The 22213-nt window shown below is 54.2% G+C and carries 21 protein-coding genes; 6 read left to right on the top strand and 15 right to left on the bottom strand.

Annotated features, from left to right (window positions below):
- Positions 1-3: 3 nt before the first annotated feature.
- The 5 genes from TH4_RS08115 to TH4_RS08095 form a co-directional block, all read right to left on the bottom strand.
- Positions 4-1677, bottom strand: a complete 1674-nt coding sequence (locus TH4_RS08115; RefSeq protein ID WP_064780623.1) for a bifunctional protein tyrosine phosphatase family protein/NAD(P)/FAD-dependent oxidoreductase — start codon at positions 1675-1677, stop codon at positions 4-6.
- 24 nt (positions 1678-1701) lie between these two features.
- Positions 1702-2586, bottom strand: coding sequence for an MBL fold metallo-hydrolase (locus TH4_RS08110; protein ID WP_008891352.1), 885 nt, complete (start codon positions 2584-2586; stop codon positions 1702-1704).
- 222 nt (positions 2587-2808) lie between these two features.
- Entirely contained in the window at positions 2809-3462 is a 654-nt protein-coding gene (locus TH4_RS08105; RefSeq protein ID WP_064780622.1) for a Crp/Fnr family transcriptional regulator, read from the bottom strand.
- A 159-nt stretch (positions 3463-3621) separates the two neighbouring features.
- A complete protein-coding gene (locus TH4_RS08100; protein WP_064780621.1) occupies positions 3622-4068 on the bottom strand; it encodes a VOC family protein in 447 nt (148 codons plus the stop codon).
- Positions 4069-4144: 76 nt separating this feature from the next.
- Positions 4145-4954 carry a hypothetical protein gene (locus TH4_RS08095; protein ID WP_064780620.1) on the bottom strand — a complete coding sequence of 270 codons (810 nt, stop codon included), beginning with the start codon at positions 4952-4954 and terminating at the stop codon, positions 4145-4147.
- A gap of 312 nt (positions 4955-5266) precedes the next feature.
- Between TH4_RS08095 and TH4_RS08090 the strand changes: the two genes are divergently transcribed.
- Positions 5267-8752, top strand: a complete 3486-nt coding sequence (locus TH4_RS08090) for an indolepyruvate ferredoxin oxidoreductase family protein (RefSeq protein WP_064780619.1) — start codon at positions 5267-5269, stop codon at positions 8750-8752.
- A gap of 45 nt (positions 8753-8797) precedes the next feature.
- On the opposite strand, the gene TH4_RS08085 is transcribed toward TH4_RS08090, so the two are convergent.
- The 8 genes from TH4_RS08085 to TH4_RS08050 form a co-directional block, all read right to left on the bottom strand.
- A complete protein-coding gene (locus TH4_RS08085) occupies positions 8798-9976 on the bottom strand; it encodes a patatin-like phospholipase family protein (RefSeq protein WP_064780618.1) in 1179 nt (392 codons plus the stop codon).
- A 404-nt stretch (positions 9977-10380) separates the two neighbouring features.
- On the bottom strand, positions 10381-10851 hold the full coding sequence (locus tag TH4_RS08080) for a cache domain-containing protein (protein WP_008891347.1): 471 nt from the start codon (positions 10849-10851) through the stop codon (positions 10381-10383).
- A 79-nt stretch (positions 10852-10930) separates the two neighbouring features.
- Positions 10931-12631 (bottom strand): methyl-accepting chemotaxis protein, encoded by a 1701-nt coding sequence (locus TH4_RS08075; RefSeq protein WP_008891346.1) that lies wholly within the window; start codon positions 12629-12631, stop codon positions 10931-10933.
- A 36-nt stretch (positions 12632-12667) separates the two neighbouring features.
- Positions 12668-13021 (bottom strand): hypothetical protein, encoded by a 354-nt coding sequence (locus TH4_RS08070; protein ID WP_064780617.1) that lies wholly within the window; start codon positions 13019-13021, stop codon positions 12668-12670.
- 380 nt (positions 13022-13401) lie between these two features.
- Complete coding sequence (locus TH4_RS08065; protein WP_064780616.1) at positions 13402-13848, bottom strand: MmcB family DNA repair protein; 447 nt, start codon at positions 13846-13848, stop codon at positions 13402-13404.
- A 78-nt stretch (positions 13849-13926) separates the two neighbouring features.
- On the bottom strand, positions 13927-14172 hold the full coding sequence (locus TH4_RS08060; protein WP_007090950.1) for a DUF2312 domain-containing protein: 246 nt from the start codon (positions 14170-14172) through the stop codon (positions 13927-13929).
- 112 nt (positions 14173-14284) lie between these two features.
- Positions 14285-15454 (bottom strand): carboxylate-amine ligase, encoded by a 1170-nt coding sequence (locus TH4_RS08055; protein ID WP_008891343.1) that lies wholly within the window; start codon positions 15452-15454, stop codon positions 14285-14287.
- A gap of 1 nt (position 15455) precedes the next feature.
- Positions 15456-16256, bottom strand: a complete 801-nt coding sequence (locus tag TH4_RS08050) for an N-formylglutamate amidohydrolase (RefSeq protein WP_008891342.1) — start codon at positions 16254-16256, stop codon at positions 15456-15458.
- 294 nt (positions 16257-16550) lie between these two features.
- Here TH4_RS08050 and TH4_RS08045 point away from each other — a divergent pair, with 294 nt between their 5' ends.
- Positions 16551-17300 (top strand): FadR/GntR family transcriptional regulator, encoded by a 750-nt coding sequence (locus TH4_RS08045; RefSeq protein WP_064780615.1) that lies wholly within the window; start codon positions 16551-16553, stop codon positions 17298-17300.
- Between the two features lie 44 nt (positions 17301-17344).
- A complete protein-coding gene (locus tag TH4_RS08040) occupies positions 17345-18607 on the top strand; it encodes a glycerate kinase type-2 family protein (RefSeq protein ID WP_083997018.1) in 1263 nt (420 codons plus the stop codon).
- A 10-nt stretch (positions 18608-18617) separates the two neighbouring features.
- Here the strand turns inward: TH4_RS08040 and otnI are convergent, their stop codons facing one another.
- Positions 18618-19409, bottom strand: a complete 792-nt coding sequence (otnI, locus tag TH4_RS08035; RefSeq protein WP_064780613.1) for a 2-oxo-tetronate isomerase — start codon at positions 19407-19409, stop codon at positions 18618-18620.
- 64 nt (positions 19410-19473) lie between these two features.
- Positions 19474-20382 carry a transcriptional regulator GcvA gene (gene gcvA / locus TH4_RS08030; protein WP_064780612.1) on the bottom strand — a complete coding sequence of 303 codons (909 nt, stop codon included), beginning with the start codon at positions 20380-20382 and terminating at the stop codon, positions 19474-19476.
- A 123-nt stretch (positions 20383-20505) separates the two neighbouring features.
- On the opposite strand from gcvA, the gene TH4_RS08025 reads away from it, so the two are divergent.
- The 3 genes from TH4_RS08025 (at position 20506) to TH4_RS08015 (ending at position 22195) form a co-directional block, all read left to right on the top strand.
- Complete coding sequence (locus tag TH4_RS08025; RefSeq protein ID WP_064781009.1) at positions 20506-21195, top strand: FMN-dependent NADH-azoreductase; 690 nt, start codon at positions 20506-20508, stop codon at positions 21193-21195.
- A 153-nt stretch (positions 21196-21348) separates the two neighbouring features.
- Positions 21349-21777 carry an HIT domain-containing protein gene (locus TH4_RS08020; RefSeq protein ID WP_064780611.1) on the top strand — a complete coding sequence of 143 codons (429 nt, stop codon included), beginning with the start codon at positions 21349-21351 and terminating at the stop codon, positions 21775-21777.
- 61 nt (positions 21778-21838) lie between these two features.
- On the top strand, positions 21839-22195 hold the full coding sequence (locus TH4_RS08015) for a DUF3088 domain-containing protein (RefSeq protein ID WP_157097724.1): 357 nt from the start codon (positions 21839-21841) through the stop codon (positions 22193-22195).
- Positions 22196-22213 lie beyond the last annotated feature (18 nt).

The following is a 22213-nucleotide window of genomic DNA, read 5'->3' as shown; positions in this document are numbered from 1 at the left end:
GTTTTAGGCGCCGGTGACTTTTTCAGGCTTCGCCAGCCATTCCTTGCCACGCAGCATCGCCTTCCAATAAATCGGCGGCAGGATTTTTTCCTTAAGCAACCAGGCAAGGTGCGACGGTTTGGTGCCATCGATCAGCCATTTCGGGAAGGACGGCAAAAGCGTTCCGCCATACCCGAATTCAGCCAGAACGATGCGGCCACGTTCGACGGTGAGCGGACAGGACCCATAACCGTCATATTGCGCAACCGGGGATTTTCCATCGATATCGGCAACCACGTTTTCGGCAACTACCGGCGCCTGTTTGCGGGCCGCAGCAGCCGTTTTGGCGTTGGGGGCATTCATCACATCACCCAGTGACCAGATGTTTGTAAATGACTTGTGGCGAAGGGTCGCCTGATCGACATCCACCCATCCGGCGGCATCGGCCAGCGGGGACACACGAATGAAGTCCGGTGCCACCTGCGGCGGGCAGACATGGATCATGTCAAAGGACTTCTCAACGCGTTCGACCTCGGTGTCGGGCTTGGCGACATCGAACCAAGCCTTTTTCGCCTGCCCGTCAATCGCCACCAGATTATGGAAGAAATCGAGATGTGCGTCGTATTTCTTCACATAGCTTTCAAGCGCCGGGACATAGTCCTTTACCCCGAACAGAACCCCACCGGCATTGCAGAAATCGATATCAATGTTCTTCAGAACACCGGTGCGATGCCAATGATCGGCCGAGAGATACATCGCCTTTTGCGGGGCACCGGCACATTTGATCGGCATCGGCGGCTGGGTAAAGATCGCCTTGCCTTCGCGCATCGAGGAAACCAGTTCCCACGTGTAAGGGGCAAGATCATAACGATAGTTTGACGTCACACCATTGCGGCCAAGCGTCTCGACCAAACCTTCAACCCGGTTCCAGTCAAGCTTGAGCCCCGGACAAACGATCAGACGGTCATATTTGACCACCCGGCACCCATCAAGGATGACAGCATCGTCTTGCGGCTCAAACGCAGCAACCGCGGCCTTGATCCAGTGCACGCCCTTGGGGATCAGCGATCCCATGGTCTGGGCCGTGGTGCTGGCTTCAAACACGCCACCGCCAACCATGGTCCAGCCCGGCTGGTAATAGTGGATGTCGGCCGGATCAATCACCGCAATCTCAAGCCCCGAACGACGGGCGATCAGGCTGGATGCCACCGAAATACCAGCAGCACCGCCACCGATGATCACGATGTCATATTTTGCATCGCCCTGATCGGTCGGCGTTTTACCGCCATTCACAATCCGGCGGACAACACCGCCCATGTCATAACCGGCCGCCTTGGTGGCGCGAAGGATTTCGCTGGTATCAAGATGCGCGGCCTGGCTCAGCGACCAAAGTGTGGTCGACCGGGTGCCGGTGCGGCAATAGGCAAAGACCGGCTTGGGCAATTCATCATAAAGGCGACCAAAGTCGCGGGCATCATCATCGCTGACCTTGCCTGAAACAATCGGCTGATAGCGGACCTCAAGCCCGGCCTCCTTGGCCGCGTTTGAAATCTCTTCAAAGGTTGGCTGATCGGCGCCCTCGCCGTCCGGACGGTTACAGACGATGGACCGGAAGCCGCGCTTGGCGATTTCCTTGACATCGTCTGCCACGATCTGCGGACTGACTGAGAACCCGTTGCTTATTGTTTTGATTTCCATGGCTTTTCCTCACCTGAGTGTTGATCAGAGCCCGTTTACCGGGACTTTCAGCATTTTTTTGCCGCTGCTATCCGTCGGCACCTGACCGGCGCGCATATTGACCTGAAGCGACGGGATGATCAGACGCGGCATATCAAGCTGGGCATCACGCTCGGTGCGGAACTTGATGAAGTCTTCGCGGGTTTTGCCTTCGCCAACGTGGATGTTGTGCTTTTTCTCTTCGCCGACGGTGGTTTCCCACTTGATCTCGCGACCGTTGGGGCCGTAGTCGTGGCACATGAACAAACGCATATCGTCGGGCAGCGCGAGGAGCTTCTGGATGCTGTCATACAGCGTCCCGGCATCACCGCCCGGGAAGTCGGCACGGGCCGAGCCGCCATCAGGCATGAACAGGGTATCGCCGACAAAGGCGGCATCGCCCATGACATGCACCATGCAGGCCGGGGTATGACCCGGGGTATAGATGGCAAAGCAGGTCATGGAGCCGACCTGATAGGTATCGCCATCTTCAAACAGGCGATCAAACTGACTGCCATCACGCTGGAATTCGGTGCCTTCGTTAAACACCTTGCCAAAGGTATCCTGAACCACGGTGATCTTGCTGCCGATGCCAAGCTTGCCGCCGAGCTTTTGCTGAATATAGGGTGCTGCCGACAAGTGGTCGGCATGGACATGGGTCTCGATGATCCATTCCAGTTTCAGGCCGTTATCCTTGATAAAGGCAATGATGTTATCGGCGTGGGTAAAGGTGATCCGACCCGCCGCATAATCGATATCCATCACGGAATCGACAACCGCACAGGCGTTGCTTTCCGGGTCCTTGACCACATAGCTGATCGTGTTGGTGTCTTCGTCGAAAAAGGCCGTAACTTCGGGTTTTACGGACATATTGACCGGGTATGCAGACATGGAGTCCTCCTAAACAACTGCCTCCGTGCCGCCTTATGACTGGCGCGCACCGGATGGATTTGCGATGTCCCTTGCCCGCCTTGTTTGCGGACAAAACATCTGGCTATGATCTTTATTTTAGGAGTTCGCGATGTGCACTTCAGTGATGAAGTCACCAAACATCGAAACATTAACACCTAATAATTCTAAAGTCGTAAGGCGGCCGTGCTTGCGACTGCAAATCTAGCTCTGTGCCAGTTTTTCCAACGCCGCGCGATCAATCAGCCGGATGGTGCCGCGTGATTGTTCAATCCAGCACCGACGCTGAAATTCCTGAAGCTGGCGCGAAATCACTTCACGGGCAGAACCGAGTTCGACGGCCAGTTTCTGGTGGGTTGCTGACACCGTATCATTGTCCCCGGCCAGTTCGATCAGCTTGTGGGCCAGACGGATATCAAGCTTCTGGAACGCGATTTCTTCGATCACCATGAACAGATCGGTGATGCGTTTGGAATAGGCGGTAAAGACAAACTGGCGGAACTCGATTGAATCCGAGACAAGCTTGTCAAACACCTTGCGCGGAATTGCCACCGCCCGGGTTTCGGTTTCGGCAATCCCCTCTGCCGAGTAATCCTCATAAGCCAGAAGACAGGCCGTGGTCAGAACACAGCTTTCCCCGGCATGGACGCGATAGAGCACGATTTCACGGCCGGTATCGGATGTTTGCTGGACACGCACAGTGCCATCAAGCAGCAACAACAGGTTTTCCGGCGACTTGCCCGGTCCGAAAATGACCGTATTGGCAGGAACCGTGACGATCTTGCTTTCTTCGACAAGGTAGGATCGGATGGCATCGGGCAAACGTGACAGACCCGGAAACTGGTCGATCCAACTCAAAACCTTATCCCCCTTGAAAGCATGGATTAAAACTACATCACGTTCGATGTAAAAGTAAATTGTCCCCGATGCAACTGTACTTTGGAATATCTATGAAAACGGGCAGCATGTTGCTGCCCGTGCTATGAAGATATGGCGTGATGATGTGATGAATGCGCCCTACCCGGTTTTCTGTGGCGGGATGTGCAGATTGCCCTTCTCGTCAATTTCCCAGAATGGATTAAACGCCACTTCCCACGCATGGCCATCCGGATCACGGAAATAACCGGAATACCCGCCCCAAAAGACCTTTTCGGCAGGCTTCTGGATTTTGGCCCCGGCCTTCTCAGCCTCTGCCATCACCTGATCGACTTCTTCTTCGCTGCGCGCGTTATAGGCCAGCGTCAATCCGGCAAAGCTGGCACCTGTGTCGTCATCAAAGTGCCCGTCTTCCTTAAGCGCTTCGCGCCCGAACAGACCTAGGGCCAAACCGTTGGAGAGTTGGTAAAACACCACCTGCCCTTCGACCATCTCGGTCATTTGCCAACCAAGGCCACCTTCGTAAAAACGCCGCGATCGATCCAGATCCGCAACACCCAGAGTAATCAGCGAAACACGTTGATCCATTTTTCCCTTATCCGTTCGAGCAGATGACTCCATAGCCTCTGTCTGCGAGACTTAATAGAGGTTGAAACCGCTAAGGTTACTTCGTTTCCCATGCGGGGAATTCCGAATCACTCGGTACGAGCCCTTCTCTCTTTTCGTTTGCAAATGAGACCGAAATCGCCGTCGGCTTACGAACGTAAATCGAGTTTACTATATTTTGGGAAGATTTTGCCAACTCGTCACAGACCTTCATGCTGAAGAAAATTGTAGCGTCTAAAGCTCTCAAAACCTGATCAATCGTATCGGGATATCTTGTATCACTGTGACCGTCATTGGAAACTCGACCGAAGTATTTCTCAATAGCCATCTGATGATTTGATTTATCAATTTTAGACAGTTCAAGAGCCAAATCATTCAGATAGTCGATTGATGAATTTAACGTCTCCAAAGCGTCCGCCAAGAAATTAACTAGTGATATCGTCTCTGGAGACGCAGACATATGCTCATATACCAATGACCTTAGATAAAAAATTGGTGGATCTAACTTGTTGATTTTAAGAAGATTCACATGGGCAGTTATTTCGACGTTCCCAGGTTTGGAATAGTATCGGGAGAACGCCTTGTCTATCTCCTCATGCTGCTGAGAATACTTAGTATAAAAAGGGCCGAAGCTCTCCTTTTTGAGATTGATTGAGAACTCGCAAATGTTCTTCGCGGTAATCACGGCAGCATTTATACAGCGAACTTCCGTAACTTTTTCTGCACGCTCTGATTTCCAGCTATGCAGCATATGGGTTACCAAAGCACCAGCGCCGACACTAATGAGCGCCTTCAAATCAAAGGTGTCGAGCATCTTTGTTATCAACGACTCTTCCAAAACTTCACCTCCGCGAACCCAAAAAGACATCCTGTCAGCCGAGTGCAGCGCAACAGGGCCGCAATTTTATTGCGCGTAAATCGGTACCGGAATAAGTAAATAATAAGTTGACCTTACGTCAACAGATGCAATCAGGCGTTTTGCATAGTGCGATGCGACTTCGCTTTGAAAAAAGGTCAGTCTTTATTACCATTTCAAGGTCAGGCACAGGTCCCGCACACCCGACCTGACAGATAAATTAAAGGTCATACCGAAACACTGCACAAACACCCATATCAATAAAAGCAGTGCATCGGGCCCGAAATGACCCCGCATATCAGAGAGATCCCAGGGAGACCGGTCATGGCACAACAATTGGCGGCAGTCCAACTCGACGACAAATACACGCTTGAGGAAGGCCGGGTTTACCTTACAGGTATCCAGGCACTGGTCCGTTTGCCCCTGATGCAGCGCCAGCTTGATGCGCGCGCGGGGCTTAATACCGCCGGGTGCATTTCGGGATATCGCGGATCGCCGCTTGGTGGACTTGATCAGCAACTTTGGCGCGCCCAAAAATTCCTGACCAAGCAGCAGATCGAATTTCAGCCGGGTGTGAACGAAGACCTTGCTGCCACCGTCGTTTGGGGCAGTCAGCAGGTTAATATGTACAAGGATGCCAAATATGATGGCGTCTTTGGCATGTGGTATGGCAAGGGCCCGGGTGTTGACCGGTCCGGTGACGTTTTCAAACACGCCAACCATGCCGGCACGTCCAAGCATGGCGGTGTTCTGGTTCTGGCCGGTGATGACCACAGTTGCAAATCATCCACCCTGCCCCATCAGACCGAATATGCCTTTATCGATGCGCAGATCCCGGTTCTTAACCCGTCCGGTGTTCAGGACATTCTCGATTACGGCCTGCATGGCTGGGCGATGAGCCGCTATTCCGGTTGCTGGGTGGCGATGAAAACCATCGCCGAAACGGTGGAAAGTTCGGCCGCGGCCGATGTCGCACCGGATCGCATTACCCCCGTCATCCCGACCGATTTCCCCATGCCCGAGGGCGGCCTGCATATCCGTTGGCCCGATACGCCCAAGGAGCAAGAACATCGCCTGATGAAATACAAGCTCTATGCCGCACTGGCATATGCGCGGGCGAACAAGCTGAATAAAACCGTGATCGACAGCCCGAATGCGCGGCTTGGCATCATTACCACCGGCAAGGCCTATCTTGATGTCATGCAGGCATTTGATGACCTTGGCATTTCCGAAGAAGACGCCGCCAAGATCGGCATTCGCGTGCTTAAGGTCGGCATGAGCTGGCCACTGAACCGCGAGGATGTCCGCGAGTTCGCCCTGGGGCTTGAGGAAATCATCGTCGTCGAAGAAAAACGCGCGGTGATGGAAAACCAGGTCAAGGAACAGCTTTATAACTGGCGCGAAGACGTCCGCCCGACCGTGATCGGCAAGTTCGATGAAAAGGGCGAATGGATCCTGCCATCGATGGACGAACTGACCCCTGCCCGTGTTGCCGTGGTTCTGGCCGAACGGATCAAGCGGTTCTATGACAGCCCGGCCATTCATGAACGCATCGACTGGCTTGCCGAAAAAGAAAAGGAAATTGCCGAACCGCGCCCGGATGTTGCACGCATTCCCTGGTTCTGCCCGGGTTGCCCGCATAACAGTTCAACCAAGGTCCCCGAAGGCAGCCGTGCCATGGCCGGTATCGGCTGCCATTACATGGTCAACTGGATGGATCGATCCACCGAAACCTTTACCCATATGGGCGGCGAAGGTGCGACATGGATCGGACAGGCACCGTTCACCCATACAAAGCACGTCTTCCAGAACCTGGGCGATGGCACCTATTACCATTCAGGCTCCCTTGCCGTGCGTGCCGCAGTCGCATCGGGTGTGAACATCACCTATAAGATCCTGTTTAACGACGCGGTCGCCATGACCGGCGGGCAGCCGGTTGACGGGCCACTGACCGTGCCGCAAATCACACGCCAGATGTTTGACGAAGGTGCCAAACGCATCATCGTTTTGTCAGACGAGCCCGAAAAATACCCGATGGGTGCTGACTTTGCGCCGGGCGTTGATATCCGCCATCGCGACACGCTGGAAGACACCCAGAAAGAACTGCGTGAGATCGAAGGCGTTTCGATCCTGATCTTTGATCAGACCTGTGCGGCCGAAAAACGCCGTCGTCGCAAACGCAAACTGATGGTTGATCCGCCCAAGCGCGTGTTTATCAATGATCTGGTCTGCGAAGGCTGCGGTGATTGTGGCGAACAGTCGAACTGCCTTGCCATCGTTCCGGTCGAAACCGAGTTTGGCCGCAAACGCGCGATTGACCAGTCGGCGTGCAACAAGGATTTCTCCTGCCTCAAGGGCTTCTGCCCAAGCTTTGTCACCATCGAAGGCGGCGAACTTCGCAAACCCGATGCCGCCGCCAAGGGTGATACCGGTACGGATGCAGTCTTCGCCAGCCTGCCACGCCCGACCCTGCCTGAAATTGACGAACCATGGTCGGTTCTTGTCACGGGTGTTGGCGGCACGGGTGTTGTCACGATCGGAGCACTCCTTGGAATGGCGGCCCACATCGAGGGCAAGGGTATTGTCGGCCTTGATATGGCGGGCTTGGCACAAAAAGGCGGGGCTGTTGTCAGCCATATCCGCTTTGCCAACGATCAGAACAAGCTGCATGCCGCGCGCATACCGGCTGGTGAAGCCAATGTGGTTCTGGGCTGTGACCTTCTGGTTGCGGCAAGCTATGAAGGGCTTGCCAAAATGCGCCGGAACTTTACCCAGGCGGTGATCAACACCCATGAAACCGTTACCGGCGCCTTTACCCATAACCCGGATTTTGAGCTTAAGATCAACGAGCACATGAAGGTCATCAGTGACGCCTGTGGATCTGATGCGGTGCATTTCGTTGAAGGCAGCGACATTGCGACCCGCCTGATGGGCAATTCGATTGCGACCAACCTGTTCATGCTGGGCGTTGCCTGGCAGCGCGGTCTGATCCCGATCAGTGAAGAAGCCCTGATGCAGGCGATTGAGCTTAATGGCGTGTCGATCGATATGAACAAGCAGTCCTTCCATTGGGGACGCCTGTATGCCTATGACCGTGATCGCGTGATCGGGATCGTCGGCCCGAACGAGGCCGAAGCCCACCCGATTGCGACCGAGCTTTCCGATATCGTCGCCAAGCGCCGCGCCTTCCTGACCGATTATCAGAACGCAGCCTATGCCGACCGTTTCACGACCCTTGTTGATAAGGTTGCAGCCGCCGAGAAGCGCCTTGGCGATGAAGATGATCTGGCCCGGACAGTGGCGAAATACTATTTCAAACTGCTGGCCTACAAGGACGAGTATGAGGTTGCCCGTCTTTACACCGATCCGGCGTTCCTGAAAAAGGTCACCCAGACCTTTACGGGGGATTACAAGATCAACTTCCATCTTGCGCCGCCGTCACTTGCCAATACCGATCCCGAAAGTGGCAAGCCGCAAAAGTCGGTTTACGGTCCGTGGATGATGTCGGCGTTCCGCATGCTGGCGAAACTGAAGTTCCTGCGCGGCACCAAACTTGATCCGTTTGGCCGCAACCCGGAACGCAAGATCGAACGCCAGTTGATCACGGATTACGAAAAACTGGTAACAGAGGTGATTGACGGCCTTAACCACGAAAATGCACGCATCGCCAAGGCGTTGCTGGCCCTGCCCGAACACATACGCGGTTACGGCCACGTCAAGGAAGAACACATCACCAGGGTCAAGGTGCGCGAAGCCGAACTGCTTGAACAGTTCCGCAACCCGCCCAAACATCTCAAGGCGGCGGAATAAGCCAAAAATCAAAAGGGCCGCATCATGCGGCCCTTTTTTTGTTACTTACACAAAGCGCGGAAACCGGCTTTGGAATTCAGGCAGAATGCGCATCGCGCCTTCGCGCAAACTTTTAACAGACTTTTCCTGACGTTTGCGTTGGCGGTAATCCGCAATCATGTGATCGGTTGACTCAAAGCCATCCTCGATCCCGCGATCAAGGTTTTCCCACGTCCAGTCATAGTTGATGTGCGGGGAAACCGGGATTTCAACGATATCGATCTTGCGGCCACTTTCGGCGACTTCACGTTTGAAGGCAGCAACAGCGTCTTCGCTGGCCGATGCGGCAAACAGCATGATCAGGTTGTTGAGCGCGTCATACAGGTTTTCTGGCTGACGCACCTGCTTAAGATCAAGAATACGACTTACCCAGACCTCATCAACATCCGGATGCAGGCGCAGAAAATCAAAGAAGTTGACCGTATCAACAGTCGCCCCTTCGCAATAGGTATCGCCGTTGATTTCGACCGGCTCTTCGATAAACGGCAAGGCAGAACAGGCACACAGCGTCTGCGCGTTCATCTGTGGCAGGTCGTAGTGATCTGGTTTGTTGGTGAAAAGTTCAAGCCGCTGTTTGGAAAGGTTATAGGCGTTGTGGAACATGGCCGGCTTGTCGGGTTGATACAGCCGATCAAAGTTCAGCCGGTCCAAAAACATGCTGTCTGGTGAATAGATCTTGGCCAGTCCCTTGGTCTGGGTCTGATAGATCGATCCGACCAGAAGACGCGACAGGGGATTTGCCGCCAGAAAACCGTTTAGCAAAACATCGTTGAAATTGTGCGGCGTCCAGTATTTCGGATTGCCCATGAAATGCTGCACATGTTCAACGGCCTCGCCGATGGCGTCGGGCACGATCAGCCCCTGATAGCTGTTAGGGTTAAAGAAGTAATTGAGTTTGTTGGTGAAATCAGAAAAGAAGTCCGGTGCAAAGGCCGATGCAATCGGGAACCGTTCATAGACACTTGCGGGTCGGAAAATTTTACGAAAGAAGGTGATGGTCTGGTCAAGTTCCTGACCCTCGTCGGCCTGATGCCAGGCAACCGAGAGCCAAGCGCCAATACAGGCAGACGACCAGATATCAAATTTTATATCCGGTTCCTGCTGCAGACGCTTAAGCACCCCGATGCTTAAGCCAACAGCAGGCCCGCCGCCTGACAGAAAGATAGCTCGTTTGATCTTTTCCACGTCGCGATCTCCTTGTTGAAAACCGAATGGTTCGGTCCAAACAACATGGCGCAAACGATAAGAATGCCATCGCGTGCACCACCGCTCACCCCCAGGAGATACCAGTCCATCTTTGCGGACCTGTAGATACAGCCATCATTATAATGATTTTAAGCCGCTACATTTGAGACAATTATTCAATAGTGATGTGACAAAATGCGCGATTACATATACTTAGATATATTAAATCTGTTGACTCATATACTAAATCGCACTTTTGAACAGATTTATGTTAAGTATTTTCTAAACTATTCACACGAAATCCCACTCATTTAACTTAACAAATATTTTACTATTCGATCCATTTTACTTGAAACACAAAAACCGCCCGAAGGCGGTTTTTGCTTTTTGGAAATTATTACTTCTTAGTCGTAATAGCCCACCATGAAAATCTTGCCGTCATGGGCTTTCACCCAGGTTTTCTTTTCGGCAAGTTTTTTGGTCTGCGGATGAGTCCACGTGTAGTTGGACCAACCACCATCCGGCGATGCCTTTCCGGTTTCGACCATGTCACGAATGATGAACTTGCTGTTCACATCCTGAAGGTCCCAAAGGCCCGGGTTGTTAACAAGCTTCGGGTTGATCGCGTGTGTCAGGAACGTGCCTTTTTCGCCATCAGCAACAATGACGTAAAACTCGTCAAATACGAATTCACCGGACTTGTCGTTGAACATATCAAAGGATTTCTCCTGCCCGACGTCGTCATAAAGGGCGATTGCCTTATCCACCAGATCCTTGGCAGTTGCTTCCTTATCCTGGGCCATGGCCGACGATACACTCAAAACCATCAGCAACGACGCCAGAGCCGCACCGAAAGAACGCAAAACCTTATTCATCCTGAATTTCCCTTGTTGATCATAGATAGATGTCGTGATTGACGATTGGTTGGTTGAAACAAATGAACACAAAGGTCCGTCAGACGGCGCGCAGCCGTGCAACAAGACCATCAACCGAACTGCTTAGCCCTGCCATTTCGCGGCTAAGCTCTGCGGTTGCCTCGCCCACACTTCCCGCAGAATCACGGGTCGCCCGGGCAATGTCGCGCACATCACCAATGCCGCCTGACACGGTTTCCGCATAACCGGCAGCCTCGGTGATACTGGTGCTGATCTGGCCTGTCGCGTTGCCTTGCTCCATGACAGATTCAGCCGTCAGTCTCAGAATTTCGTTGATGCCCTGAACGCTTTCGACAATCGTTCGGATCGCTTCGACCGCCTGCCCGGTTTCGGCACGGACATTGGCAATTTCAGATGCAATTTCCTCGGTCGATTTCGCCGTCTGGCTGGCAAGGTTTTTGACCTCGTTGGCAACAACGGCAAACCCTTTGCCGGCCTCACCGGCACGGGCGGATTCAATCGTGGCGTTAAGGGCCAGAAGGTTGGTCTGTTCGGCAATATTGCCGATCAGGGCAGCGACATCCTCGATGCGGATGCTGGCTTCTTCAAGACGGCGGATTTTCTCATCCGCGTCGCGGGCCTGTTCGCTGGCTTCCTGTGCCTGACGGCTACTTTTCTGGATTTCCTCGCTGATATTGGCAATCGCCGAAGCCAGGCCGGATGCCGCCTGGGCGATCTCGCCCATGTTGTGGCTGGACTTGCCGGATGCATCAAAGGCGTTCTCGCTCTGATGGTCGGTGCGTTCGGCATTGTCGAGAAGGGCCGATGCGGATGCGCCGATTTCCTCGATCGCGGCACTGACAGCCGTTGCTGTGCCCTGTACCGACGTTTCAATATCGCGCGCCAGTTCCTGCATGATCTGGCGTTTTTCCTCGACTGCGCGGGCTTCGTCCTGCAGGCGCTGTTCTTCGGCGGCTTCAAGGCTTTCGGCGTTCTGGCGGAACACTTCAACCGCATCGGCCATCTTGCCCATCTCATCCTTGCGTGCGGTATAGGGAACCGAAATATCGGTTTTGCCTTCGGCAATTTCGCGCATGACATGGGTCAGCTTTTTGACCGGCGCCCCGATCAGGCTTGCGATGACAAAACTGATCACCGCCATGGCGATCGATGCCGACACAGCTGCGATAATTGTCTGATCTTGGGCTGAACTGCCAACCGCCATGGCCGCACCGCTCGCACTGTCCATTCTGAGTTCTGCGGTTCCGCGCAGCTTGGAAAGAATATCCATCAGTGCTTCATAGTCGGACTGTGCAGACCAGGAAAAGCTGAGCGCCCCGGTATAGTCGATGTCGAGCATGCCAAGGACCTGATTGACCTTGCCAAGATAGCCATCAAAGCGTTCCTGCGCATCAACCGACATCTGGCGACCGGATTCCGGGAGACTTTCGTTTTCAAGCAACGTCACAAAGGACTGACGCGCTTCTTCGATCTGGGTTTCAAGATCCTGGGAAACGGCTTCCATCCGGTCGCCTTCAACACCGGCGGCCGACCAGGACAGCATGCGATAAAGGGTCTGGTGCACCCGGGTCACATTACGATCAATCTCGCCAATATCCTTGACCTCGGGATATGCCTTGCTGACAGCGAACTCCAGACCATCTGAAAGTGACATGATGGCCCGCCCGCCAATCAGGCTGACAGCGATGATCGCAATAACCGCAATAACCGGCAAAATGGAAAGTTTGGTCCCGATATTCAGATTCGCAAAAGTCTTCATTCTTTGGATATCCAAAATTGACATTCACAGATGACATCAGGCGGCGTCGTTACTTGCCGCCAGAAGTTTGGCAACAGTCACGTCGCCGGTGGTATTTCGATATGCAGAAAGAACATCGTTGGTCGCGCGATAGCCGTCCTCGATGCTTTGATCGAGGTTTTCCCACGTCCAGTCGCAGCTGATATTTGCGTCAACCGGGATTTCGATGACCCGGATATCGCGCCCGCTTTCGGCGACCTTGTATTTGAAGAGCTTGACGTCATCTTCGCTGGTGGTTGCCACAAACAGCATCACCAGATTGTTCAGCGCGTCATAAAGATTTTCGGGTTGGCGGATCTGTTTGATGTCGAGGATACGGCTGGCCCACACCTCGTCGAGATCAGGTTTCAAGCGCAACCTTCTTAAGGCACCGATACTAAAACCAACTGCTGGTCCACCCCCAGCCAAAGCGATCGCACGTTTCTTTTCCGCCATGTCGTCGTCCCCCGATGAAGGAACCGGGCATTACACCCAACACGGGCCAGTCGACACAAAGGTCAAAGACAGAAATCGAAAACTGCTCAGTCTGGCCCAAACGTTCTCGCAATGCTTATATTGCATCGCACAAACACAACCCTTAGACCAGTGCGCTTCGTCACACCTAAACCTATACGTTTTGATACTACTCAGATGTATATTAAAAGTTGAAATCCATATTATTACTCAAATATCAATAACTTAATACCATTCATAAATATGAAATAATAACAGGAAACTATCCTTTCGAGAGCCTATCCCAATACATTTTCCTTTGAAGAAAACTTGTTTACTCGCCCTGCTGCGGTCTGTCCGAAGGAGATCAGAAGCTTTTTTCGACGCGCTGCGGAAAGCTTTTTTTCCGCACTTGCACGGATGATCGCGGCTTCAAACCGGTCGGCAACGATCAGCCCGACATCATCAGGAATCAGATCCTTGGGAAAGTGCATCGGAACTGCAAAAAAGAACCGGTCACAATAATCCAGATAGCTTTGCCATTTTTGGTCGACACGGAAATCCTCGACCGATGACTTGACCTCGACCGCCCAAAGCTCCCCTTTGGGGCCAAGCGCCAACACATCAAGCCTGCGACCATTGCCCAGACGAAGCTCCGTCAGGCAGGCCATTTCATGATGATATAACAGCCGACAGACACCTTCGGTGACCTCGGCGGTGATTTCGGGGCGGGATGCGGTTGTCATGCGCCAAGATTACAAAAGCAAAAGCCCGCTTGAAAGCGGGCTTTTGGTATTCTCGGCAGGTCTGCTGACAGGACGGCGTCAGCTCATACCCAGCGCACGTTTGTACACTTCCAGGATTTCTTCCTGTTCGGTGCGCTCGTGGTCTTCCATTTTGCGCAGACGAATGATCTGGCGCAGGATTTTCACGTCATAGCCAAGCGCCTTGGCTTCGCCATAGACTTCCTTGATGTCAGCCATCAGGTTGGCTTTTTCTTCTTCAAGGCGTTCGATACGCTCGACATAACTCGCAAGCTGATCGGCTGCGATACCACCGACTTCGGTCATCAATTCTTCTCCGATGATGGATTGCACAGCGGATATCCGATGCGCGGAATTCAAAGGGCCCAAACCCGTTTCGGCGCGACGATACTCAATGCACCGGTCGCTGACAAGCCCGTTAGGTATCCGATCTTGCGTTGGGATCCGTCCGTTCAATCAGCACGTCGGCAACCGCGATCAATGCGTCCTTTGACGAGGCACCGAGTTCGATTGCCGCATCATAGATTTCGCGCTGTCTGCGGGCACTGGTGCCGCGTTTTATGATGGTGCGTGCATGTTCGACTTCATCGACACAGCCAAAGAATTCGGCGTCGGGTCGGATCAGTTCCAAGATTTCCTCAAGCAGATCGGCATAAGGCACGATTTCACCCCGGCCAAAATCGATCAGCCCGGCCTTCTCACCCGGATCACTGCCATAACGGCATGCCCGCCAGCGGTTTTCGCGCACCAGCATGTTGGCATAAATTCGCCAGCGTTGATTGTTGCGCCGCAATCGATACAGCATCCGCATCAGGCATCGCGTAATCGATGCAACACAGACCGCGTCTTCCAGATCCGTGCAAACATCGGCGATCCGCATTTCAAGCGTCGGCCAACGATCAGAGGGCCGCAAATCCCACCAAAGCTTCGTGCCATCTTCGATCACACCGGCATTGATCAGCATATCGACATGGCGGCGATATTCCGCCCAGGATCCAAACACTTCCGGAAGGCCGGTTCGAGGCAGGTTATCAAACACAGACAAACGAAATGTCTGAAGTCCGGTTTCCTTGCCACGCCAGAAGGGTGAACTTGTGGTCAGTGCCAGAAGATGGGGCAAGAAATAGCTCGCCTGCGCCATCAGTTCGATACGCAGGTCGTCATCTTCGATCCCGACATGAACATGCATCCCGCAAATCAGCAAACGGTCGACCACGGTGCGCAGATCACGCGCGATGGTGTTGTACCGTTCGCCATCGGTATGTTTCTGATCGTCCCATTGGGCAAAGGGATGGGTCGATGCCGCCAGCAGCGCCATATCGTATTTCGCCGCCACCTCGGAAAGCGTGCTGCGCATTTCAATAAGCTGCTCGCGCGCTTCAAGTGCGCTGTTGCAAACCTTGCTTCCGGTTTCGACCTGACAGCGCATGAACTCGCTTGAGACCTGGTCGCCAAGCTTTGCCTTGGCATCCTTAAGGAATTCGGCAGGCGGGTCTTTGGCAAGATCGCGGGTTTCACGATCCACGAGCCAGAATTCTTCTTCTATGCCGATGGAAAATCCCGGCTCCCGTGCGTTGGCCCCTGCCAAATCAGTCTCTCCTGATCTTGTATAGGTTCGGATCCGCAAGGATGTCGGCAAAGGCATCGCCAAGGATTTTTGCCCATTTTTCACATCCCGCATCAGTATCAATCAGATCCTGACGGATTTCAATCGACACACAGGGAAGACCAGCCGCCTCGCCGTGATGGTCAATGGTGTAATCGGCCAAATGACGCCCGGAATAAGGTTCGTTATCGCCAATGGTCAAATCCGGGTTTTGCGCCCGAAGTGTTTCAAGCAGAGGCACCGGAATGCGATCATCCTGATCCCACAACACACCAATCTCCCACGGGCGCTCAAAGCCCTGAAACACGGGGGTAAAGCTGTGAATGGCGATCAGCGCCGGGGCGATTTTATGGGCGTGGAAATTGGCAATCTGTTCTTCGATCGCCCAATGATAAGGCAGGAAAATCTCGCGGATGCGCTGCATATGTTCGCTGGGCGAAACATTCTTGTTGCCCGGCACCACGGTCTGGTCGGCGATTTCAGGCATCCCGGTCGGATCCCAAAGCTGGCGGTTACAATCAATGACAAGCCGCGAAAATCCGCCAAGAACTGCGCGGCAATCAAACCGTTCAACCAGAATTTCGGTCACCTTGCGCGCACCAATATCCCAACCGATATGGCGTTTGCGCTCTTCCTCGGGCAGGCCAAGCGTGCCAAGGCTTTTGGGGATTTCCCGGGACGCGTGGTCACAGACAAAAAGCGAATGACCCTTGCCGTTTTCGTTCAATATCTCAAACGGGGCGGGATCATCATGGCCCAAAAGGGTCCCGGCTTGGTTCGGCACGCGTGTTCTCCTGAAATCTGGTGGTCATTGGGTATCTGCAAGGTCCGATGGCGGTATCCCTCGGTATCACTGCCGCCGAAACGCCAGTGAAAGTGGGGCGGATACGCCACTCATCCCTTGTTGAACTATCAATTTATCTCTACCGAAACAAGATTGCACTGCAATAAGCGCGCGCGGTGCATATCGACACTTTGCGTCGCCGCCAAACATCCCGTAAACTGGTATGACCATTGCGCGAACCAATATCGACATCGCTGCACTGGCAGAGAAAAACACGATTGGAGACAACCCAACATGCCGTCTGCCAAGACGCTTCAGGCACAAGACGACGCGGAAACCAGGCGTCCCAAAAGGATTGCGGATCAGGTTGCCGATCAAATTCTTGAAAAGATCTCGGATGGCATTTTTCTGCCCGGTGATCGTCTGCCCGGCGAACGCCAGCTTGCCGAAAGCATGTCGGTCAGCCGCGTGTCGGTACGTGCCGCCTTGCAAAAGCTCAAGACCCGCGGGTACTTGCGCGCGGTTCAGGGTGGCGGCACGGAAATCCTGTCATCCACCGGGATTGACATGGACACCGCGATGACCGATCTGGTGCGCGATTCGATCAGTAATCTGCGCGATCTTCAGGAAATTCGCTGCACACTTGAAACCTGGGCCGCACGGCGGGCTGCGATCAACGCCAGTGACGAGGATATCAAACTTCTGCGCATGGCCTATCGTCAGGCGCATGACCCACGGCGGGCCGCCAAATACCGCGCGGATGATGACCACCGCCTGCACATGATGATCGGGCGGGCGACGGGCTCGATCATTTACTATCACGTGATGAAAATGCTGCATGATGTGTTGCAGGCAGCACTCAATGAAATCCGCTTCAATGGTATGGTCGGCCCGACCTTTGATCGCATGGTGCAGGAACATCACCGCGACATTATCGAAGCCATCGCGGCCCACGACCCGGACGCCGCCGAAAAGGCGATGTCGAACCATCTGCAGGCCGTGATCGATTTCTTCAAGACCGCATCCGACAAGCAGGCAACCTAAAAACCCGGACCAAACCGGCCACAATCCAATCAGGGAAACCCGATATGACGACTTCGCGCGAAAAACTTCTGGCTTTGATGGATGCGGCACTAAAGGCCGCCGACCCCGGGGTTCAGATCCCGCGCAACCTGCCCGAACCGCCAAAGGGCAAAACCATCGTCATTGGTGCGGGCAAGGCATCGGCCAATATGGCGCGTGCGTTCGAAAAGGCCTGGAAAGGCGATGTCGAAGGTCTGGTCGTCACCCGCTATGGCCATGCGGTTGAGTGTGACCAAATCGAAATTGTCGAGGCATCCCACCCGGTACCCGATGCGGCGGGCGAAAAGGCAGCAAAGCGTATTCTTGATATTGTTTCCGATGCCGGCCCCGATGATCTGGTCGTTTGCATGATTTCCGGCGGTGGGTCGGCCCTTCTTGCCCTGCCCGGTCCGGGTTTGACACTTGAAGACAAACAGGCCATCAGCAAGGCGCTTTTGCGCAGCGGTGCGACGATTTCGGAAATGAACTGTGTACGCAAACATCTATCCGCGATCAAGGGTGGCCGCCTGGCAAAGGCCTCGGCACCGGCGCGCATAGTGACCTATCTTGTATCTGATGTGCCGGGTGATGATCCGGCGATCATTGCGTCTGGCCCAACGGTTTCCGATCCGACGACCGGGCAGGATGCGCTTGATATCATCCGCCATTATCAGATCGATATTCCGCAGGCTGCCAAGGACCTTCTGCAAAGTGCAGAGGACGAAACAATAAAGCCCGATGATCCCTGCTTTGACGGCCATGAAACCATCATGCTGGCCCGCCCGCAGGACAGCCTCGAGGCCGCCGCATCGGTTGCACGCGACATGGGGCTTAATGCCGTCATCCTTGGTGACGCCATCGAGGGTGAGGCACGCGAAGTTGCCATCGTTCATGCCGGAATTGCCCATCAGGTTGCCAATCATGGCCAACCGGCGGCAAAGCCCTGTGTCCTGCTTTCGGGCGGTGAAACCACCGTCACCGTGCGTGGCAAGGGTGGCCGGGGTGGCCGCAATAGCGAGTTCTTGCTGTCACTTTTGCTGCAACTTCGTGATCAGCCGGGTTTCACGGCACTGGCGATTGATACCGATGGCATTGATGGCAGCGAGGACAACGCCGGGGCAATCATTGACGCCAAAAGTTGGCAAACCGCCCAGAAGGCCGGTATTGACCTTCGCGAATATCTTGCCAACAACGATGCCTATAGCGCGTTTGCCAAGATCGATGATCTTCTGGTGACCGGCCCGACGCTGACAAACGTGAACGATTTCCGTGCCATCCTGATTGAATAAATCCGGGCGATCAGGCGCCGGGTTTTGGCATCCAAGGACGGACCCAGCCAAGCCCGTCTTCGGTCTTGCCGTGCGGTTTGTATTCGCAGCCAATCCAGCCTTCATAGCCAATGCGATCCAGCATATAGAACAGGAAGGGGTAATTCAGTTCCCCGCTGTCAGGCTCATGCCGACCGGGCGCACCGGCGACCTGAACATGGGCGATGCTGTCGATATGCTTATCCAGCCGTGCAGCGATGTTCCCGCCGACAATCTGGGCGTGATAGATGTCGAACTGTAGTTTCAGTCGCGGGTGATCAAGCTGCTCAAGGATCACGGCCGCCTGCTCGATGGAATTAAGCAGATAGCCCGGCATATCAAGCGGATTGATCGGCTCGATCAGGATATCGACCCCGGCCTGATCGGCAAGGTCCGCAGCATAAAGCAGATTGTCGCAATAAAGCCGGGCGAGTTCGCCGGGATCTTCGCCCTTGCCTATCAGCCCTGCCATGCAATGAAGCATCTTGCAATCGGTTGCCGCCGCGTAATCAAGCGCCTGCACGACTGAGTCGCGAAAAGCTTCCTCGCGCCCCGGGCGACAGGCAATACCACGGTCACCCGCCTCCCAGTTACCGGCTGGTAGGTTAAACAAAACCTGCTCCAGACCGTTGTCGCTCAAAAGCGATTTGACCGTGGAGAGCGGCATGTCATAGGCGCCGATATATTCCACCCCGACAAAGCCGGCATCTGCCGCCGCTGCGAACCGTTTTTCAAACGGCAAGTCGGCAAACAGAAACGAAAGGTTGGCGGCAAAGCGGGGCATGATCCATCCACACGAATGATTAACAATGGCACATGGTTTCCGATGCAGCCCGCAAGGTCAATCATCAATCGCCGGATTGCTCGGTACGTAGCGCCGAAGATGCCACTTCGCTTCTGATCCACTCCCCGAATGCTTCAACTTCGCGAAGGTTGTCGCCCCGGCCAGTGTGCACATAGTGATAACAATGCCCTTTGATTTCGGGGCCAAATGGCATCACCAGCAATCCTGCATCAATTTCTGCGCACACCATCACAGGACTGGCCAAAACAACACCTTGGCCTGCAATCGCCGCCTGAATGGCGTGACTGTCATCGGAAAAACTGATCCCCGCAGATGGCAAGTGATCTGCAGCACCTGCCACCTGCCCCCATCTTTGCCATGTCGGGGTCGCATCATCGGGGCGTAACCAGTCAAAATGCAGCAAGGTCGCATTGCGCAAGTCTTCCGGTTTTTTCAGGCCCAGTGCCGGACTGCAAAGTGGCACGAACTGTTCGCGAAACATCTTGTGCGCAACCAATCTCGGATAGGGCCCAAAACCATATCGAATGGCAGCATCCGCTACACCGCCGGCAAGGTCGACGGCCTCTGGCGAGGTATGAAGTCGCAAGTTGATATCGGGGTATTCCGCCTGAAAACCAGACAGGCGTGGCAACAGCCATTTTGCTGCAAAGGATGGAATGACCGAAACCGTGATGCTGCGCGATACCGGGCGGTTCCGCACTCGATCAACCGCCTTGGCAAAGGCGGCAAAGCCATCACGCAAAACCGGATACAACTCCTGCCCGACATCGGTCAGAACAACCTGTCGTGGCTTGCGGTCAAACAACCGGACCCCCAGCGTTTCTTCAAGCAGACGCACTTGATGGCTGATCGCGGTCGGCGTGACGCCAAGCTCGGATGCGGCATTCTTGAAACTTTGATGGCGTGCTGCGGCTTCAAAGGCGCGCAGGGTCGCAAGCGGCGGCAACGACATATGAATGAATTCAATTCATCTGTTGGCTGAGTAATTCGATTTTGCCGTGTGAATAAAATTCCGTCAATCCTTGGTAATCAAACCAAAACACAGATGATCCATTTTCATCACATGGAGAACATGATGACCAGAATTCTTCATATCGACAGCAGCGCCCGGCCCGGCAGATCCGATCAGAAACAACATGGTTCGCACAGCCGCCGCTTGTCGGCCAAGTTCATCGAACACTGGCTGGCCAAGCGGCCGGAAACTGAAATCATCTATCGCGATGTCGGCGCAAATCCGCCAAGCCCGGTGACCGGGGATTGGGTCCATGCTGCATTCACCAAACCCGAAGACCGCGAAGAATGGATGCGCCGCACCTTGCGCGAAAGCGATCAACTGGTCGACGAACTGCTTGCCGCCGACATCATCGTTGCCGGGGTGCCAATGTATAATTTTGGCATGCCGTCACAGATGAAGGCCTGGGTCGATAACATTGTCCGCGTCGGCCGGACATTCGGCTTTGACCGAACGCGTGGCGACATTCCCTACTGGCCAATGGTGACCGGCAACAAATCGATTGTCGCCCTGTCATCACGTGGCGACCATGGCTATGGGCCGGATGGTCGTATTGCGCACCTGAACTTTGTCGAAGGCGGGCTGTTTACCCCGCTGCAATATATCGGCATCACCGATCAGTTTGGTGCGGCCATTGAATATGACGAGTTTGCCGACGAACGAACCGAGGCCTCCATTCACGCAGCCGAACAAGAAGTCATCGGTATTGTTGATCAGCTTCTTGCCAAACATCGCGATGTAAAGGTCGCATGATTTCCCGGGCGGGAGGGCCTGACCTTCCCGCCAATTTTCGCACATACCCGTACAGCTATCTGACGGATTTCACACCACAGACCAAGACAGAGAAAGAACGGCGGGTTATAAGCAGGGTCATTGATCGGGCTATCACGATAACAAGGACTGACCATGAATAACGCATTCACCCTTCATCCCCAGCTTGCCGCCGATACCACCCTCGTCACCGACGGGCCGCTATCGCATGTGCTTTTGATGAATGATGCGCGTTATCCGTGGCTTATTCTGGTGCCCAGACGCCCCGACCTTGTCGATTATGACAACCTGAGTGCGGAAGACCGCAAAATCCTGGGCGATGAAGTGGCTGCCGTTTCAAGCGTCATCAAACGTCGCTTTGATGCCTTCAAAACCAATGTCGCGATGCTGGGCAATATGGTGCCGCAGCTTCATTGCCACGTCATCGGCCGTTTCAAGCACGACGCCGCATGGCCGGGCCCGGTTTGGGGTGTTGGTACCGCCGAACCCTATGACGAAGACGAAGGCCGTGACCGTCTGGCCGCCCTTCGTGCCGATCTGATATCGGCCTTCAAGCATCTTTGAAGGCCGTCCCTGACATCGCCAAGGCGCAAACACGGCGCCACCACCAAAAAGGCCAAACCCCATGCCGGATCTGGAACGCGATACGATATTCCTGCTCAAACCCGACTTTGAAGATCCTGCATGGCCAAACCAACGCTTTTACTGCTGGCATTGTGCGTTGATTGACGGGGTTTTGGGATCTTTCCCGGACTTGCTTGCCGGACTTGATATTCGCCATATCAATTGGCCCCGTCCCAGGCACGATGTGGTTGCGCAGTTGGGCAAAAATCATCAGTCACTTCCGGTAATGATCCTGAAATCCGGCGAGACATCATCACTTCAAACCGGTACCGCAAATGGTCATGCCTTCATTGATGGCAAGGACAACATTTTGCTGGCTTTGAGCGAACGACACGGCTTCCCTGTTCCTCACCCTTGACGCATATCAAGGCAGCCA

Origin of the sequence: Thalassospira tepidiphila MCCC 1A03514 (assembly GCF_001662875.1) — a bacterium.
Classification (GTDB): Bacteria; Pseudomonadota; Alphaproteobacteria; order Rhodospirillales; family Thalassospiraceae; genus Thalassospira; species Thalassospira tepidiphila.
This window is presented reverse-complemented; position numbering and strand designations above follow the sequence as displayed.

Excerpts from the sequence above, each read along its gene's own strand:
- TH4_RS08115 (WP_064780623.1), bottom strand. The coding sequence starts at position 1,677 with ATGGAAATCAAAACAATAAGCAACGGGTTCTCAGTCAGTCCGCAGATC.
- TH4_RS08110 (WP_008891352.1), bottom strand. The coding sequence starts at position 2,586 with ATGTCTGCATACCCGGTCAATATGTCCGTAAAACCCGAAGTTACGGCC.
- TH4_RS08100 (WP_064780621.1), bottom strand. The coding sequence starts at position 4,068 with ATGGATCAACGTGTTTCGCTGATTACTCTGGGTGTTGCGGATCTGGAT.
- TH4_RS08095 (WP_064780620.1), bottom strand. The coding sequence starts at position 4,954 with ATGTCTTTTTGGGTTCGCGGAGGTGAAGTTTTGGAAGAGTCGTTGATA.
- TH4_RS08090 (WP_064780619.1), top strand. The coding sequence starts at position 5,267 with ATGGCACAACAATTGGCGGCAGTCCAACTCGACGACAAATACACGCTT.
- TH4_RS08080 (WP_008891347.1), bottom strand. The coding sequence starts at position 10,851 with ATGAATAAGGTTTTGCGTTCTTTCGGTGCGGCTCTGGCGTCGTTGCTG.
- TH4_RS08075 (WP_008891346.1), bottom strand. The coding sequence starts at position 12,631 with ATGAAGACTTTTGCGAATCTGAATATCGGGACCAAACTTTCCATTTTG.
- TH4_RS08065 (WP_064780616.1), bottom strand. The coding sequence starts at position 13,848 with ATGACAACCGCATCCCGCCCCGAAATCACCGCCGAGGTCACCGAAGGT.
- TH4_RS08060 (WP_007090950.1), bottom strand. The coding sequence starts at position 14,172 with ATGACCGAAGTCGGTGGTATCGCAGCCGATCAGCTTGCGAGTTATGTC.
- TH4_RS08045 (WP_064780615.1), top strand. The coding sequence starts at position 16,551 with ATGCCGTCTGCCAAGACGCTTCAGGCACAAGACGACGCGGAAACCAGG.
- TH4_RS08040 (WP_083997018.1), top strand. The coding sequence starts at position 17,345 with ATGACGACTTCGCGCGAAAAACTTCTGGCTTTGATGGATGCGGCACTA.
- otnI (WP_064780613.1), bottom strand. The coding sequence starts at position 19,409 with ATGCCCCGCTTTGCCGCCAACCTTTCGTTTCTGTTTGCCGACTTGCCG.
- gcvA (WP_064780612.1), bottom strand. The coding sequence starts at position 20,382 with ATGTCGTTGCCGCCGCTTGCGACCCTGCGCGCCTTTGAAGCCGCAGCA.
- TH4_RS08025 (WP_064781009.1), top strand. The coding sequence starts at position 20,506 with ATGACCAGAATTCTTCATATCGACAGCAGCGCCCGGCCCGGCAGATCC.
- TH4_RS08020 (WP_064780611.1), top strand. The coding sequence starts at position 21,349 with ATGAATAACGCATTCACCCTTCATCCCCAGCTTGCCGCCGATACCACC.
- TH4_RS08015 (WP_157097724.1), top strand. The coding sequence starts at position 21,839 with ATGCCGGATCTGGAACGCGATACGATATTCCTGCTCAAACCCGACTTT.